The sequence below is a fragment of the Gallibacterium genomosp. 1 genome (genome assembly GCF_000771875.1).
GTDB lineage: Bacteria > Pseudomonadota > Gammaproteobacteria > Enterobacterales > Pasteurellaceae > Gallibacterium.
On sequence record NZ_JPXX01000006.1, the window covers coordinates 17,256 to 33,310 of the forward strand.

Here is a 16,055-nt window from a genome sequence, read left to right on the forward strand (position 1 = left end):
ACAAATTATGAGTGAAACTACCTCTTACGAACCTATCCCGGCAAAGTTGGCAATCGCCATTGCAAATCCGTTATTTCCTGTTGTTGACAGCCAATTACGTTCCGGACGACATATCAGTATTGATCAACTCGATCCACACGCCTTTTTAATGGATTTTCAAACGGAATTGGAATTGTTCTATCGTCGTTATAATGTTGAGTTGATTCGTGCGGCGGAAGGCTTTTTCTATTTGCGACCAAAAGCGACTACATTAATTGCACGCAGTGTATTGTCAGAATTGGAAATGTTGGTCGGTAAAGTGTTGTGTTATCTCTATTTAAGTCCGGAACGTTTGGCACAGCAAGGCGTTTTTACTATTCAGGAAGTGTACGATGAACTGCTTAATCTTGCGGACGAAAATAAATTGTTGAAAGCCGTTAATCAACGTTCCAGCGGTTCAGATTTGGATAAACAAAAATTGGCGGAAAAAGTGCGTGCTGCTATAAGTCGTTTACGTCGTTTAGGAATGTTGCAAACTGTAGGTGAACAAAACAGCGGTAAATTTATTATTTCAGAGTCGGTTTTCCGTTTCGGTGCAGAGGTTCGTAGTGGTGAAGATATTCAGGCAGCTCAATTACGTTTAATTCGTGAAGGAGAAATAGCAACACCGGATTCATTACAAATTGAAGCGGAACAAGACGGTATTGATGAAGATTTAGATGAAAATAGTGAAGAAGGGGAGGCATAATGGCGGATTTACAAATGGAAACATTAGAGCCACAAATTGCACCAATAACCAAAAACAGTGACGCAGAACGTGGTAAATTTCGTTCTTTGACCTTAATCAACTGGAATGGTTTTTTTGCGCGTACTTTTGATCTTGATGATTTGGTAACAACCCTGTCCGGTGGTAACGGAGCTGGAAAATCAACTACAATGGCAGGGTTTGTAACTGCATTGATCCCCGATTTAACATTGTTACACTTTAGAAATACCACTGAAGCCGGAGCATCTGGAGGCTCTCGAGATAAAGGTTTATATGGAAAACTACGCCCAGGTGTTTGTTATGCGATCCTTGATACTATTAATTCTCATCGTCAACGTGCATTAGTGGGAGTACGTCTGCAACAAATTGCAGGAAGGGATCGTAAAGTAGACATTAAAGCGTTCTCTGTCCAAGGTTTGTCTTTATCAATTTCACCGACAGAAGTTTTCACTGATAAAATTTCAGAAACACAAGCGAAAGTTATCGGATTGAATGAAGTTAAAGAGAAAGTGGAACAATTTGGGGCAAGTTTTAAGCAGTATCATTCTGTTGCCGATTATCACAGTTTTATGTTTGATATGGGGATTATTCCGAAACGGTTACGCTCTTCCTCTGATCGTAGTAAATTTTATAAATTAATTGAGGCTTCGCTTTATGGGGGGATCTCTTCAGCGATAACAAGGTCTTTGCGCGATTACTTATTGCCAGAAAATGTTGGTGTGAAAAAAGCTTTCCAAGATATGGAAGTAGCGTTGCGTGAAAATCGTATGACACTGGAAGCGATTAAAGTCACACAAGCGGATCGAGATTTATTCAAACATTTAATTACGCAATCTACTGACTATGTAGCGGCAGACTATATGCGTCACGCTAATGAGCGTAGACATAATATCGAAGCGATTTTGTCACAACGTCACGAATTGTTTAACACTAAACAGCAACTCAATTTAGCACAGCATAATATCGTTGATTTCAGTCGGGAAGTCAGTCAACTGAAAGAGGCAGAAAAAGCATTAGAAATTGATTATCAAAGTGCCAATGATCATTACAATTTGGTCGTAAATGCACAGCGTCACCAAGAAAAAATTGAACGTTATCAACAAGATGTTGAATCATTAACAGAAAATATTGAAGAGCAACAAGGTATTGTTGAAGAGGCACAAATCAATCTTGAAACACAACGAGAACAGGTTGAAGCAATAGAGGAAGAGATTGAATCCATCCGTGATCAATTAGCCGATTATCAACAAGCATTAAACGCACAGCAAACCCGCAGTGTGCAGTATCAACAAGCACTTCAAACTTTGGAAAAAGCTAAGAATATTACCGGCATTACCGCTTTAACAGCGGAGAGTGCGGAACAGTATCAAGCGGAGTTTGAAGAACAGGCAGAAGTGTTGACTGAACGTGTGTTGGAGTTAGAACAGAAATTATCGGTGGCGGATATCGCAAAAAGCCAATTTGATAAAGCGTATCAGTTGGTTTGCAAGATTCACGATGAAAATGTTGCTCGTGATCAGGCTTATGAGGCAGCTAAACAGATCTTACGCGATTACCCTGCACAAAAATTGCAGTTACAACAAGCAAATACATTAAAGTCTAAATTGACTGAATTACAACAAAAGGCTGAACAGCAACGCCGAGTACAGCAACAATTAGCAGTGTTTAACCAACAATCTGGGCAAGCATTGAATAGTGCAGAAATGTTGGAGAATTATGCGTTGCAGCAAGAAGAGATTGGGGCAGAGTTGGAAGAGCAATTAAACACTTTGATTGAACAGCGTTCAGGCTTGCGTCAGCAACGGGATCATTATCAAGCGTTATATCAACAATATGCCCAAAAAGCACCATTATGGCTAACTGCACAAGCAGCATTGGAACGTATTCAGAAACAGGTAAGTCAGCAGTTTCAAAGTGCACAAAGTGTAATGGATTTTATGCAGGTTCAGCTTAATAAAGAACGTGAGTTGGTTATTTTACGTGATCAATTACAACAGAAAAAAGAGAACCTAGAGCAACAAATTTTGCGTTTAACGCAGCCGGACGGTTCGGAAGATCCACGTTTAAATCAGTTGGCTGAAAAATTTAGTGGCGTGTTGCTTTCTGAATTATATGATGATGTTGATATTAGCGATGCACCTTATTTTTCTGCATTATACGGACCAGCTCGTCACGCTATCGTAGTACGAGATTTAGAAGCAGTTAAACCATTATTGCAAGATCTACAAGATTGTCCGGATGATCTCTACTTAATTGAAGGCGATCCTAATGCGTTTGATGACAGTGTTTTATCGGCACAAGAATTAAATGCCGGTGTCGTGGTTCAGGTGTCGGAACGTGAATTGCGTTATTCCACTTTCCCTGAAATTCCATTATTTGGTCGTGCGGCAAGAGAAAAACATTTAGAAACTTTGCGTGAACAGCGTGATGAAATTGCGGAGCAGTTTGCTCAAGTGTCGTTTGATGTACAAAAATGTCAGCGTCTGCATCAACAATTAAGTCAATTTGTGGGCAGCCATCTTGCTTTAGCTTTTGAAGTTGATCCGGAAGAGTTGATGAAAGAGGCTCAGCAACATAGAACTGATATTGAACGTGAATTATCCACATTCACTGATCGAGAGCAGCAATTACGTCATCAAATTGCCGATATTCGTCAGCAATTACAACAATTAAATAAATTATTGCCACATTTGTCGTTATTGGATGAAGATGATCTGTTAGAACAGATTGAGGTTTATCAGGAACAGTTGGAGCTTGCAGAAGAGAGTGCGATGTTTGTGCGTCAAAAAGGGAACTGGATTGAGCAACTTGAGCCGATTGCAACAGCGTTACAAAGTGATCCTAAACAACATCAAACTTTGCAACAGGATTATCAACGTGCAGTCGAGTTACAGAAACTGATACAGCAAAAACTATTCGCCGTAACTGATGTTGTCAGTCGTTTGCCGCATTTCGCTTATCAAGAAAGTGTTGAAATTGAAACTTCAACATTAAGTACAACATTACGTGAACGCTTAGAACAGATGCAGCAACAGCGTGAACAGGTGCGTGAAGCGTTACAACAGGCACAACATCAATTCTCTCAATATCAACAAGTTTTAACCGGCTTAACCACTTCTCGCGATGTAAAACAGCAAACATTGCAGGAATTGTTGGATGAAGTGGCTCAACTTGGTGTGAGAGTGGATACGGATGCTGAAAATCGAGCTAAAACTCGTCGTGATGAGCTTTATCAGCAACTATCAGTGAATCGCCAACGTTATAACTACTTAGAAAAACAATTAGCAGTGCTGGAAAATGAAAGTGACAGTTTAAGCAAATCACTGCGCAAATTGGAACGTGATTATAAGACACAGCGTGAGATGGTGGTAATGTCAAAAATCAGTTGGTGTGCCGTACAACGTCTTTCTCGCCATAGTGATGTCGAAAAACGTTTACATCGTCGTGAATTGGCTTATCTTTCTGCCGAAGAGTTACGTTCTATGTCGGATAAAGCATTAGGCGCGTTGCGTAATGCAGTGACGGATAATGAGTATTTGCGTGATGCATTGCGTTTATCGGAAGATTCAGCAAAACCGGAAAATAAAGTGAAATTCTTTATTGCGGTTTACCAACATTTACGTGAACGTATTCGTCAGGATATTTTGAAAACCGATGATCCGATTGATGCAATTGAACAAATGGAAGTAGAACTTTCTCGTTTAACTGAAGAGTTGACCAGCCGTGAACAGAAATTAGCGATCAGTGCGGATAGCGTGGCGAACATTATGCGTAAAACCATTCAACGCGAACAGAATCGTATCCGATTGCTGAACCAAGGTTTGCAAAATATTGCTTTCGGGCAAGTGAAAAGTGTCCGTTTGGTGGTGAATATCCGTGATACACACGCGATGTTGTTAGATGCGTTATCAGGTCAAAAAGCGGAATATGAAGATCTGTTTAATAATAATAAGATCACTTTCTCCGAAGCACTGGCAAAATTATATCAACGTTTAAATCCGCATATCGATATGGGGCAACGTAGTCCGCAGACTATCGGTGAAGAGTTGTTGGATTATCGCCATTATCTTGATTTGGAAGTGGAAGTATTTCGTGGCGCGGACGGTTGGTTGCGTGCGGAAAGTGGCGCGTTATCAACCGGTGAAGCAATTGGTACCGGGATGTCGATCTTATTGATGGTTGTACAAAGTTGGGAAGAGGAGTCTCGCCGTTTACGCGGTAAAGATATTATTCCTTGCCGTCTATTGTTCCTTGATGAAGCAGCGCGTTTGGATGCAAAATCCATTTCTACCCTGTTTGAGTTGTGCGATCGTTTAGATATGCAGTTGTTAATCGCTGCACCGGAAAATATCAGCCCGGAAAAAGGAACAACCTACAAACTGGTGCGTAAAATTGCGCACAATCAAGAGTTTGTTCACGTGGTTGGTCTGAAAGGTTTCGGTGTCTAACTTGACATTAATCGTAAAAAATCCGGCAAATTGCCGGATTTTGCGGTTAATAAAGTGATAATGGGTTAGTCTTCAGGAACAAATTTTTGCAAATTTGGCTTAAAATAATTTTGCCCTTTTTGGATTTTCCCATTTTCATCAAAAATAACTTTACCGTTTTCAAATTTTGACCAGTTCGAATCATTTACTTCAACAAAAGCCGCATTAAAATCAAATCCTGCCATATAAGCAACGCCAATCGCAGTAACAACTTGATCTGCCAGTGAATCCAATACTTCTATTTTTTGTTGATGCGTTAATTGCTGTAATCTTTCAGTTTGTTGATTCTGCTTATAGCCGTCAGCTATTGTTTCAAGACGATGAGCTATTTCTGTATGCCCTAACGCATCCAACATTTCTACTATTTCCTCAAAATGGCAACCAATTTGTATGGATAAATCTCGTTGATTCGGTTTAGGTTTTGCTTCTTTAAACCAATCTAGTGTACGTTTAATTTCATTTTGATGGTTCATATCCTTCTCCTTTCACTTATAAGGAATAATAAAACGATAAAACTTATCTATTTTATTCTGTTGTTGCAACTAATTTTTATCTAATTTGGTATCTCTAAACTATAGGAATTGCAGAAATCCATCTTATACTTTACAAGGAGAATATTATGATGCAGAACTTATTCGCAGCATTACAAAATACAGTATTGGGCGTGATAGATATTACCATTATTGTGCTATTTTTTATCGTCAGTTTATTAGGAATTGCTGTGTCTTCAGCAATATGGTTTTTATCCAAATCTTTTATAAAAGCTTCTGAAAAAGAGGTAATTGATATCAAAGCGGAAAAAGTTTGGTTTGAAGGGAGGTAAAAATATACCTTACTGATAATGAGATAGGACTATAAATTGTCAGAGATAATGAGAAATACTTACAGTAAAAAGTGTTGGAATTTGCCAACACTTTTTAGTTTAAATGCCTATTTCCTTTTAATCTGAGTATAGCGTTTTATGGAAAGTATTTATTCATCATCAGTAATTAAATTTTTAGATGGCTTAATCGCCAATAAATTGCAGTTTAACTGACTAATAACGTGTTCGGCTGTATTACCTAATAATACAGCAGAGAGTCCTGTACGGCCAATAGTTCCTAATACAACTAATTCAGCTCCAATATCTTGTGCAACTTTAGGAATAACCTCTTCCGGTAAGCCTTCATAAACGTGGGTATGATCTTCAGCAATACCAAAATGTTGGCGTAAAGCTTTCATATTGATTAAGTGCTGACCGCGAATGCTGTTACCATAATCTGGTACACTGAATTCCGGTAAGTCTAAAGTAATACCGACCGGAGCACTTGGATAAGCACTGACAAGATGAATATTCCCACGATCTAAACTTTGCGCCAAACTCATACTCAAACCCACTAATTGTTTATTAAAATCATCGTGATAAGGTTCATCGTCAGAAACATTCACAGCAACTAAAATGCGCCGCTGATGTTGCCAGTCACCGTCTTTAACCATCAAAATCGGACAAGAAGATTTACGTAATAATTGCCAATCAGTAGGTGTAAAAATTAAGGAAGAGAGATCATCTTCTTGGTGAGTAAATTTAACTACTAAATCGTGATGATGTTTCACAATCTCTTTTTCAATTGCATCGGCTTCATTGCTTTCCCAAACTACTTCAATTTTTAGCTGGATGTTAGATAAATCATATTGAGCCAAAATACCCTGTAACCACTCTTTTTTCTCTGCAATAACGGCAGCGATCATTTCTTCACGTTCGCTGGAGGAGAGTGTAACACTAACGGCATAGGATAAATTATAAATGGCAAAAAACGCAGTGAGATTAACAGGCTGAGAACTGTTTTGCTGTTTTAGCAAATGTAAAGCACGCTCAAGAGCAGCTTGCTTTTCACTTTCAGGATCAATGACCACAAGAATATTGTTGAAGTACATAAAACCTCCTTATTATGTAGTTTGTTTTATTATAAGGAGGTCGTTATTGAAAGCAAGCTATTACTTGGGATTAAATCATTAAATTGCTAATCTCAATTTAACTTTAGTAGAACCAGCTAATTCAACTAACGCTGGCATATCATTGATAGTTATGTATTTACCTTGTACTGCCAACATACCGCTTTTTTGGAAACGTCCTAGTAAGCGACTGATGGTTTCAACGGTTAAACCGAGATAATTGCCGATATCACCACGTGTCATTGTTAAGCGGAATTCTCTTGCGGAGAAACCTCGAGCTGAGTAACGTTTGGAAAGATTATAAATAAATGCAGCCAGTTTCTCTTCAGCATTCATCTTTGAGAGTAATAAAATCATTTCCTGATCACTTAAAATTTCATTACTCATTAGACGAATAATTTGTTGACGCAATTTCGGCATTTTACCTGCCAAGTCATCTAGCACATCAAATGGAATTTCACATACCATTGATGTTTCAAGTGCTTGAGCAAAACTAGGATGATGCATACTGTGAATAGCATCAAATCCGACTAAATCACCCGGTAAGTGGAATGATGTAATTTGTTCTTCACCGTTTTCACTGATGGTATAAGTTTTAATGGTACCTGACCGGATAGCATAGAGCGATTTTAATTCATCACCTGCTTTGAAGAGAATTTGTGATTTTTGGATAGGTTTTTTACGTTCTATGATGTTATCTAGTTGATCCAGTTCGTGTTCATTAAGCGTAAACGGAATACACAACTGGCTAATACTACAATCCTGGCAATGGATAGCACAACCACCGGATTGAATTCTGCGTCCAACGCGATTATCGATTAATCCTTTCATCTACGGATACCCCATAACTGACAACGATAGTGAAATCTACGATTTTGCTATCTGAAAAAATTTTGATCTAACGCAATAAATGGTATCATAAAACAAAATTCTTAAGAAGTATAAAATACATCTTTTGAGGTAAATATTTTATGTCTGTAGAAAAATTGACAAAAAAGAGATTAATCCAAATTTTAGTGATGTTGGTTATTTTAGTCAGTGCCTTTTTATATCGCAGTTGTCATTATCAACCACAATCAGCGAATACGGAAACAATTGAAGAAAATTCTCGATAAAGAAAATAAAAAAATAGCAGTTATTTAGAAATTAAACTGCTATTTTTTATATTTATAATTACGCGACAACAGAATTCGCTAAATATTTATCAAAATGGTATAAACCTTTATTATCTGTACCTAATAAGTTAAGTTTATCTAAAATACCGTTAAATAAAGTTTCTTCTTGATGTTGTTCAGAAACATACCATTGCAAGAAATTAAAAGAAGAGTAATCTTTTTCTTCAAAAGCTGCAGAAACCAGCTCATTAATTTTGGCAGTAATATGCTTTTCGTGTTGATATGCCAACTCAAAGACTTCTTGTAATGAAGCAAATTCATTTTGTACTGCTGCAATTGTTTCGATACGAGTGCTAGAGCCGGTTTCATTGAGGTAGGTGAATAGTTTACGCATATGTTGTAATTCTTCATCGGCGTGAGTATGTAAAAATTTTGCTGCACCATCAAAACCGTGGTAAGTACACCACGCACTCATTTGTAGATAAAGATTAGATGAATAAAACTCTAAATTCATTTGCGCATTAAGCATATTAACAATTTTTTGCGATAACATATTAAATTCTCCTGATTATAATGATGCTAACTCTTTATCGACAAAATAAAGTCCTCGTTGATCTTCTCCGGCCAGATCAAACTTAGTAAGAATCCGTTTAAATAGTGTTTCTTCTTCATGCTGTTCAGCAACATACCACTGTAGAAAATTAAAAGTAGAATAATCCTTTTCAACAAAGCTTTCGTCAACAAGCTGATTAATTTTTTGTGTAATTAACTGTTCGTGCTCAAGAACTAATGTGAATAGCTGTTTTAATGATGTAAATTCGTGTTGCGGGGCGGCAATTTCACCTAAAATCGGCAATGCACCGGTTTCGCTGACATAAGCAAATAATTTTTGCATATGTTCTAATTCTTCGTCAGCGTGACGTAATAAAAATGCAGCAGCACCTTCATAACCGTGTTCATTGCACCACGCACTCATCTGTAAATAAAGATTGGAAGAGTAAAATTCCAAATTAATTTGTTGATTAAGTTTTTCAATCATTGCTGGTTTTAACATACTTAATTCCTCTGATAAATAATTCCGCTATAGTTTAGCGATTTATTTAATAAAAATAAAATATTTTTTATTATTTTAGATAAACAACAAGAATAATTCTTATTTATTAAATAATAACTTATTTTAATTAAGATTTATTCTTATTTATTAACGTTATTTTAAGTGTCTGCCTCCAGTTATTTTGATGGTTTCACCGGTAATATATTGGCTTGAAAAGAGATATTCGACTGCTTTAATCATTTCTTCATAACCACCTATTTTTTGCATCACCGATTTTTGCAATACTTTTTGTTGATATTCTGCACTGTCATTTTCATTAAACATAATTAAAGAAGGGGCAATGCTGTTCACTTTTACTAGCGGTGCATATTGTGCTGCAAAGGAGAGAGTCAAATTTTCTAATGCGGCTTTGCTGGCGGCATAAGCAAGATGTTTTTGGCTTCCTTTGTAAGCGACGAAATCAGTGATATGGATGATATCTGATGTTGCTTGACGTTGTTGTGCTGATATATGTAATAAAGAAAAAAGTTGGCGATTTAGAAGATAAGGCAATTCGGCGTGAATACGCATTAAAGATTGAAATAATTGACTATCCTGTAGAATATCTGCAGTGTGTTCCGCCTGCCAAGCAGAAGCATTATGAATAACAGCTTTAACTGATTCACAATGTGTTTTTATTTGTGATACGAAATGTTCAATATTATTCAGATCAGAAAAATCGGATTGCAGTTGTAATACATTTTTTGGCAATTGAGTAAGTTGATGATAAGTATGTCGATAAGAGATCACAACATTTTCCCCCTTTTGGGCGAAGTGCTGTGCTAAAACATATCCTACACGCCGGCCGGCACCGGTAATGATAATGGCATCCTTCATAAATTATTCTCTTATTTCACTTTTTTAAGTGTCGTTTATCGTATCAGAAAATTTCTTTTTTTGCTGAAATGAGATGAAGTTTATTGATTTTGGTTTGCTTTGTCTTGTTATCTTTAAATTTTGCTGTTATTGTTGCCAACTAAATTTTTCTTCTACGCCACATCAACTGGTTATAACAGCAGCACAGCAAATGACAACAATGTCTGTTGATGCGACGAGAAGTTGTCTGTTTTTTATAAGAGGAATTTATCAGGTTTAATTATGGGTAAGTCGTTAGTTATTGTGGAATCACCGGCCAAGGCTAAAACCATTAATAAATATTTAGGCAACAGTTATATTGTTAAATCAAGTGTTGGACATATTCGTGATTTGCCGACTTCCGGTAGTGGCAATGGTGAGAAAACAAAAGCAGTATCTACAAAAGGGTTAAGTTCAGACGAAAAAGCTAAAATTAAGCAAAAGAGAGAGCGAGATGCGTTAGTGAAACGTATGGGCATTGATCCTTATCATAATTGGAAAGCAAATTATCAAATTCTTCCAGATAAAGAAAAGGTTGTCAGTGAATTAAAATCTTTAGCGAAAAAATCTGATCATATTTATCTCGCGACCGATTTGGATAGAGAAGGAGAAGCGATTGCGTGGCATTTGCGTGAAGTGATTGGTGGTGAAGATGATCGTTTTAGTCGTGTTGTTTTCAATGAAATTACAAAGAATGCGATTACACAAGCGTTTAGTCATCCAGAGCAACTTAATATGGATCGTGTAAATGCACAGCAAACTCGCCGTTTTCTAGATCGTGTGGTTGGTTTTATGGTGTCCCCATTGTTATGGAAAAAAGTGGCTCGAGGTTTGTCTGCCGGTCGAGTTCAATCTGTAGCAGTAAAATTGTTGGTAGAACGTGAACGAGAAATTAAAGCTTTTCAACCGGAAGAGTATTGGCAAATTGCAGTAGAAACGAAAAATTCTGAACAACAACTATTGCCCTTTGAAGTAACGCATTATCAATCCAAACCATTACAAATAAAAGATAAACAGGGCGCAGATCAAGCAACTGAAATTTTAAAAAAATCACGTTACATTGTCACTGAAGTTGAAACAAAACCGACTCAATCACGTGCTAAAGCCCCATTCATTACCTCAACATTGCAACAAACTGCTAGTACTCGTTTAGGATTTGGGGTGAAGAAAACAATGCTGTTGGCACAACGTTTATACGAAGCCGGTTATATTACATATATGCGTACCGATTCGACTAATTTGAGTCAGGATGCGTTGATGATGGCTAGAGAATATATTTCCGATAATTTCAGTACTGCGTATTTACCAGAAAAGCCGAATTATTATTCTAGTAAAGAAAATGCACAAGAGGCACACGAAGCAATTCGTCCTTCCGATATTCAGCTAAAAGCGGATGATTTACAAGGAATGGAAAAAGATGCAATTCGTCTTTATGATTTAATTTGGCGTCAATTTTTGGCGTGCCAAATGACGGCGGCGAATTATGATTCTACAACAGTAACGGCGACAGCAGATGATTACACCTTGAAAGTTAAAGGGCGAGTATTGCGTTTTGATGGTTGGACAAAAGTATTGCCGCCAATTGGTAAAAATGCGGAAGATCGTGTTTTGCCAGAGGTGAAAAAAGGTGAAGAGTTAACACTCTTGCAAGTAATACCAAGCCAGCATTTCACTAAACCGCCAGCACGTTATACTGAAGCAGCATTAGTCAAAGAGCTAGAAAAACGGGGGATAGGTCGTCCATCAACTTATGCCTCTATTATTTCGACTATTCAGGATCGTGGTTATGTTCGCACAGAAAATCGCCGTTTTTATGCAGAAAAAATGGGAGAAATTGTTACCGATCGCCTTAATGAATCTTTCCCTGATTTAATGAATTATGATTTCACTGCCAATATGGAAGACGTATTGGATCAAATTGCAGCAGGAAAAACAGATTGGAAACAACAGTTAAATCAATTCTTTGCTGATTTCTCGACTAAACTTTCACAGGCAGAATTGGACGAATTGGAAGGGGGAATGAAACCTAATCATTTGGTTGAAACCAACATTCCTTGCCCAAGTTGCGGTCGTCCAATGGCGATTCGTACTGCCAGTACCGGCGTATTTTTAGGTTGTACCGGCTATGCTTTGTCGCCAAAAGAGCGTTGTAAAACCACAATAAATTTGATTCCAGAGTCGGAATTGTTAAATGTACTTGATGACAATTCAGAAACCAAAGCGTTAATGGAGCGTAAACGTTGCCCGAAATGCGGTACGGCAATGGACAGTTATTTAATTGATGCACACCGTAAATTACATATTTGCGGTAATAATCCGAATTGTGATGGCTATGTGGTTGAAGAAGGGCAGTTCAAAATTAAAGGATATGATGGGCCGGTCGTTGAATGTGATAAATGCGGTGCGGATATGCATTTAAAACTAGGTCGTTTCGGTAAATATATGGCGTGTACGCAATGTGATAATACTCGTAAGATCTTAAAAAACGGTGAAGTTGCACCGCCAAAAGAGGATCCAATACCGTTCCCTGAATTAAAATGTGAAAAATCGGATGCCTATTTTGTCTTGCGTGACGGTGCCAGTGGTGTCTTTATGTCAGCACATAATTTCCCTAAATCTCGAGAAACTCGTCCGGCAAAAGTATCGGAATTAGCACAATATCGAGATCGTTTACCAGAAAAACTGCAATATTTAGCAGACGCACCTCAGCAAGATCCGGAGGGGAATCCGACGGTTATACGTTTTAGTCGTAAAGAGAAGCGTCAATATGTTAACTCTGAGAAAGAGGGTAAGGCAACCAAATGGATTGCTGACTATATTGACGGCAAATGGGTGGTGAGAGCAAAATAGTTGCGTGAAATAACGGCAACAGGTTATTGTAACTGCCGAACAGTGTAATAAAATAAAAACAATTTTTTAGCATACTCCGAGCTAGTTTACCTAAGTCGTAAGATATGGTGGCTATGCCAACACAATGTGTTCAAGGATAGATGGGAAACGATCTATCCTCTCGTATTTAGAAAGGTGTCTATGCAACAACTTATCAAAATGTTTACATCATCCGAAGATCGATTGATTGACGCATTCAACCGTCAATATTTTTATCTTCGTCTTTCCATTACAGATGTCTGTAATTTCAAATGTAATTACTGTTTGCCGAATGGCTATCAGCCGCCAAGCAACAAACAGATGTTCCTGAGTGTTGATGAAATAGCGCGTCTTGTGAGTGCTTTTGCCGAATTAGGCACGGAAAAAGTGCGGATTACCGGTGGAGAGCCGACATTAAGAAAAGACTTTCTTGCGGTGGTGGAGGCGATTCGCCGTCAACAATCAATCAAGAAAATTGCTTTAACCACTAACGGTTACCGTATGGCAAAAGAGGTAGCGAGTTGGAAGCAAGCCGGCATTGATTCAATTAATGTCAGTGTGGACAGCTTAGATCCACGTCTATTTCATCTGATTACCGGAGAGAATAAATTGCACGATATTCTCAAAGGTATCGAACGTGCGTTTGCAGTCGGTTATGAAAAAATCAAAGTAAATGCAGTGTTGATGAAAAATTTAAATGATCACGGTTTTAATTCATTTTTGGCTTGGATTAAACATCAACCGATTCAAATGCGTTTTATCGAATTAATGCAAACCGGCGAAATGGATGCTTTTTTTCACCAACATCATTTATCCGGTGCGGTGTTAAAGCAGCGTTTATTGGCTTCGGGCTGGCAATTACAGCAAAAACATTATACTGATGGCCCGGCACAAGTGTTCAAACATCCGGACTATGTTGGTGAAATCGGATTAATAATGCCATATGAAAAAGATTTTTGTGCCAGCTGTAATCGTTTAAGGGTTTCTGCAAAAGGGAAACTGCATCTTTGTCTGTTTGGCGAAGAGGGCATTGATATTCGTCCTTGGTTACAAAAGGATGAGCAACAGACTGAATTGCAACAACGTTTGATGGCTGCCTTGCAAGGCAAACGAGAACATCACTTTTTACATCAGGGTGATAGCGGCGTCAGACAGCATCTTGCCTCGATCGGCGGTTAATTTTGAATTTAATGGGAACAATATGAGTCAATTTACGCATATTAATCAATCCGGTGAAGCGAATATGGTGGATGTTTCTGCCAAGGCGGACACCGTACGTGAAGCGCGAGCAGTGGGGTACGTTTTAATGGCGGAGGAAACATTAGCGATGATCATAAAAGGCAAACATCATAAAGGTGATGTTTTCGCAACTGCGAGAATTGCCGGTATTCAAGCAGCGAAACGGACGTGGGAATTAATCCCACTATGTCATCCGTTATTATTGAGTAAAGTGGAGGTTTCACTTTTTGCAGAGCCGGAACATAATCGTGTTCGTATCGAAAGTTATTGCAAGTTGACCGCAAAAACCGGCGTGGAAATGGAGGCGTTGACAGCTGTGTCAGTAGCAGCTTTGACCATTTATGATATGTGTAAGGCAGTACAGAAAGATATGAAAATCGAAGGTATTCGTTTATTAGAGAAACTAGGCGGTAAGTCAGGTCACTTTAAAGCGGAGGCGGAATGATTAAAGTTTTCTTTTTTGCGCAAACAAGGGAATTAATCGGCGAGTCTGAAATTGAAGTTGAGACAAAATATGTAAATGCGGAAGCGTTACGAAAAGCATTATCAGAGAAAGGTGAACATTGGGCATTAGCATTAAATTCTGGACGAATTTTAGTAGCCGTTAATCAATCTATTGTGCCATTATCTACGCCATTACAAGAGGGGGATGAAGTTGCTTTTTTCCCACCAGTTACTGGAGGTTAAAATGGCGGAAATTGAAATTAGCGTGCAGACTGAGCCATTTGATCAAAATGCTATTTATCAATGGTCTTCTGCGTCTGCAGAGAGTGGGGCGACAGTCATTTTTGTCGGTAAAGTGCGGGATATGAATTTAGGTGACAATGTTTCCGGTTTATATCTTGAGCATTATCCGGCAATGACGGAAAAGGCACTCCGAGAAATTGCTGAACAGGCAGCACAACGCTGGCAATTACAGCGTATTTATATCGTACATCGGGTCGGACAATTATATACCGGTGATGAAATCGTAGCGGTGGCTGTCAGCTCCGCCCATCGTGGCAGTGCTTATCAAGCCAATGAATTTATTATGGATTTTTTAAAAACCAAAGCACCGTTTTGGAAAAAAGAGACGACAAAAAACGGTGATCGTTGGCTGGATAGCAGAGAATCTGACCAACAAGCAGCGCATAGATGGGAATAAGTCGTTATTCCCTTTCTTTTTTGATTAAATTTCCTCCCAAAAATCCTGATCTAACGTTTTATCGGCAAGTTGCAATAAACGAACCAAGTCATTAAATGTGGGTTGTGTTTCCATTGCCGGTAAGGCTTTCTGTAAACTCAATTTTTGATAGATCTTAAAGTACCACGCCAAAGTGCCTTCGTTTAATGGCGTTAACGAACGTTTTCCTAACCAATAAAAACCTTGTAAAGGCAACGAGATGATAAAAATAATCGTCAAAATGGTACTAGCGAACGAAGCAATATGATAACCGATGACAAAATATTGCCAGGCAAGGGTTAACAATAACAAGGGCATTAATAATTGTTGAGAAAATTTTGTCGCTTTAATAATTCTAGGTTCCGGAAAGATCATTTGCAGCTTTTTGATATGATTGATTTCTTGCCACATTGCAGCATAATTAACACCTTGTTTTAGCATCTTGAACATAAATTAATCCTATTTTTTTAACCAATCTGACCCAAATAGGTTACACTTTTTTTTAAAAATTAAAAAAATTTTGATTTTATTCGCTTTGAAATTTATTTTTTACGCATAA

General features: G+C 38.0%; 16 protein-coding genes and 1 riboswitch. Of the genes, 9 read left to right on the forward strand and 7 right to left on the reverse strand.

The window, feature by feature from the left end; translation table 11 throughout:
- Window positions 1–7 precede the first annotated feature (7 nt).
- Both mukE and mukB read left to right on the forward strand, forming a co-directional pair.
- On the forward strand, window positions 8–727 hold the full coding sequence (gene mukE, locus JP36_RS02140; RefSeq protein ID WP_039135938.1) for a chromosome partition protein MukE: 720 nt from the start codon (window positions 8–10) through the stop codon (window positions 725–727).
- Entirely contained in the window at window positions 727–5,193 is a 4,467-nt protein-coding gene (gene mukB / locus JP36_RS02145) for a chromosome partition protein MukB (protein ID WP_039171494.1), read from the forward strand. Before mukE ends, mukB begins: the two co-directional genes overlap by 1 nt.
- Window positions 5,194–5,258: 65 nt before the next feature.
- On the opposite strand, the gene JP36_RS02150 is transcribed toward mukB, so the two are convergent.
- On the reverse strand, window positions 5,259–5,705 hold the full coding sequence (locus tag JP36_RS02150; RefSeq protein WP_039171497.1) for a nucleoside triphosphate pyrophosphohydrolase family protein: 447 nt from the start codon (window positions 5,703–5,705) through the stop codon (window positions 5,259–5,261).
- A 146-nt stretch (window positions 5,706–5,851) separates the two neighbouring features.
- On the opposite strand from JP36_RS02150, the gene JP36_RS02155 reads away from it, so the two are divergent.
- Window positions 5,852–6,055, forward strand: coding sequence for a hypothetical protein (locus JP36_RS02155; RefSeq protein ID WP_039171500.1), 204 nt, complete (start codon window positions 5,852–5,854; stop codon window positions 6,053–6,055).
- 149 nt (window positions 6,056–6,204) lie between these two features.
- Here the strand turns inward: JP36_RS02155 and uspE are convergent, their stop codons facing one another.
- The gene (uspE, locus tag JP36_RS02160; RefSeq protein WP_039171503.1) at window positions 6,205–7,146 is read right to left on the reverse strand and encodes a universal stress protein UspE; all 942 of its coding nucleotides are present in this window, start codon (window positions 7,144–7,146) and stop codon (window positions 6,205–6,207) included.
- A gap of 78 nt (window positions 7,147–7,224) precedes the next feature.
- Window positions 7,225–7,995 (reverse strand): FNR family transcription factor, encoded by a 771-nt coding sequence (locus JP36_RS02165; RefSeq protein WP_013747225.1) that lies wholly within the window; start codon window positions 7,993–7,995, stop codon window positions 7,225–7,227.
- 140 nt (window positions 7,996–8,135) lie between these two features.
- Here JP36_RS02165 and JP36_RS11600 point away from each other — a divergent pair, with 140 nt between their 5' ends.
- Window positions 8,136–8,279, forward strand: a complete 144-nt coding sequence (locus JP36_RS11600) for a hypothetical protein (protein WP_167332833.1) — start codon at window positions 8,136–8,138, stop codon at window positions 8,277–8,279.
- 58 nt (window positions 8,280–8,337) lie between these two features.
- Here JP36_RS11600 and ftnA (JP36_RS02170) read toward each other — a convergent pair whose 3' ends face one another.
- The 3 genes from ftnA (JP36_RS02170) to folM all read right to left on the reverse strand — a co-directional run bounded on the left by ftnA (JP36_RS02170) (window position 8,338) and on the right by folM (window position 10,209).
- The gene (gene ftnA / locus JP36_RS02170; RefSeq protein WP_039171509.1) at window positions 8,338–8,832 is read right to left on the reverse strand and encodes a non-heme ferritin; all 495 of its coding nucleotides are present in this window, start codon (window positions 8,830–8,832) and stop codon (window positions 8,338–8,340) included.
- Between the two features lie 15 nt (window positions 8,833–8,847).
- Entirely contained in the window at window positions 8,848–9,333 is a 486-nt protein-coding gene (gene ftnA, locus JP36_RS02175; RefSeq protein WP_039171512.1) for a non-heme ferritin, read from the reverse strand.
- Between the two features lie 153 nt (window positions 9,334–9,486).
- Window positions 9,487–10,209, reverse strand: coding sequence for a dihydromonapterin reductase (gene folM, locus JP36_RS02180; protein WP_039171515.1), 723 nt, complete (start codon window positions 10,207–10,209; stop codon window positions 9,487–9,489).
- A 261-nt stretch (window positions 10,210–10,470) separates the two neighbouring features.
- On the opposite strand from folM, the gene topA reads away from it, so the two are divergent.
- The 5 genes from topA to moaE all read left to right on the forward strand — a co-directional run bounded on the left by topA (window position 10,471) and on the right by moaE (window position 15,478).
- A complete protein-coding gene (topA, locus tag JP36_RS02185; protein ID WP_039171518.1) occupies window positions 10,471–13,077 on the forward strand; it encodes a type I DNA topoisomerase in 2,607 nt (868 codons plus the stop codon).
- Between the two features lie 62 nt (window positions 13,078–13,139).
- Window positions 13,140–13,270, forward strand: a riboswitch (molybdenum cofactor riboswitch).
- Window positions 13,258–14,274, forward strand: coding sequence for a GTP 3',8-cyclase MoaA (moaA, locus tag JP36_RS02190; RefSeq protein WP_039171521.1), 1,017 nt, complete (start codon window positions 13,258–13,260; stop codon window positions 14,272–14,274). (Overlaps the previous riboswitch by 13 nt.)
- A 22-nt stretch (window positions 14,275–14,296) precedes the next feature.
- Window positions 14,297–14,779: a cyclic pyranopterin monophosphate synthase MoaC gene (gene moaC, locus JP36_RS02195; protein WP_039171525.1), complete on the forward strand. Its 483-nt coding sequence runs from the start codon at window positions 14,297–14,299 to the stop codon at window positions 14,777–14,779.
- Window positions 14,776–15,021: a molybdopterin synthase sulfur carrier subunit gene (moaD, locus tag JP36_RS02200; protein ID WP_039171528.1), complete on the forward strand. Its 246-nt coding sequence runs from the start codon at window positions 14,776–14,778 to the stop codon at window positions 15,019–15,021. Before moaC ends, moaD begins: the two co-directional genes overlap by 4 nt.
- Window position 15,022: 1 nt before the next feature.
- Window positions 15,023–15,478 (forward strand): molybdopterin synthase catalytic subunit MoaE, encoded by a 456-nt coding sequence (moaE, locus tag JP36_RS02205; RefSeq protein ID WP_039171531.1) that lies wholly within the window; start codon window positions 15,023–15,025, stop codon window positions 15,476–15,478.
- 24 nt (window positions 15,479–15,502) lie between these two features.
- Here moaE and yfbV read toward each other — a convergent pair whose 3' ends face one another.
- Window positions 15,503–15,946: a terminus macrodomain insulation protein YfbV gene (gene yfbV, locus JP36_RS02210; RefSeq protein ID WP_039086772.1), complete on the reverse strand. Its 444-nt coding sequence runs from the start codon at window positions 15,944–15,946 to the stop codon at window positions 15,503–15,505.
- Window positions 15,947–16,055: the final 109 nt, after the last annotated feature.

Coding starts and splice junctions, on each gene's coding strand:
- mukE (WP_039135938.1), top strand. CDS start 8: ATGAGTGAAACTACCTCTTACGAACCTATCCCGGCAAAGTTGGCAATC.
- mukB (WP_039171494.1), top strand. CDS start 727: ATGGCGGATTTACAAATGGAAACATTAGAGCCACAAATTGCACCAATA.
- JP36_RS02150 (WP_039171497.1), bottom strand. CDS start 5,705: ATGAACCATCAAAATGAAATTAAACGTACACTAGATTGGTTTAAAGAA.
- JP36_RS02155 (WP_039171500.1), top strand. CDS start 5,852: ATGATGCAGAACTTATTCGCAGCATTACAAAATACAGTATTGGGCGTG.
- uspE (WP_039171503.1), bottom strand. CDS start 7,146: ATGTACTTCAACAATATTCTTGTGGTCATTGATCCTGAAAGTGAAAAG.
- JP36_RS02165 (WP_013747225.1), bottom strand. CDS start 7,995: ATGAAAGGATTAATCGATAATCGCGTTGGACGCAGAATTCAATCCGGT.
- JP36_RS11600 (WP_167332833.1), top strand. CDS start 8,136: ATGTCTGTAGAAAAATTGACAAAAAAGAGATTAATCCAAATTTTAGTG.
- ftnA (WP_039171509.1), bottom strand. CDS start 8,832: ATGTTATCGCAAAAAATTGTTAATATGCTTAATGCGCAAATGAATTTA.
- ftnA (WP_039171512.1), bottom strand. CDS start 9,333: ATGTTAAAACCAGCAATGATTGAAAAACTTAATCAACAAATTAATTTG.
- folM (WP_039171515.1), bottom strand. CDS start 10,209: ATGAAGGATGCCATTATCATTACCGGTGCCGGCCGGCGTGTAGGATAT.
- topA (WP_039171518.1), top strand. CDS start 10,471: ATGGGTAAGTCGTTAGTTATTGTGGAATCACCGGCCAAGGCTAAAACC.
- moaA (WP_039171521.1), top strand. CDS start 13,258: ATGCAACAACTTATCAAAATGTTTACATCATCCGAAGATCGATTGATT.
- moaC (WP_039171525.1), top strand. CDS start 14,297: ATGAGTCAATTTACGCATATTAATCAATCCGGTGAAGCGAATATGGTG.
- moaD (WP_039171528.1), top strand. CDS start 14,776: ATGATTAAAGTTTTCTTTTTTGCGCAAACAAGGGAATTAATCGGCGAG.
- moaE (WP_039171531.1), top strand. CDS start 15,023: ATGGCGGAAATTGAAATTAGCGTGCAGACTGAGCCATTTGATCAAAAT.
- yfbV (WP_039086772.1), bottom strand. CDS start 15,946: ATGTTCAAGATGCTAAAACAAGGTGTTAATTATGCTGCAATGTGGCAA.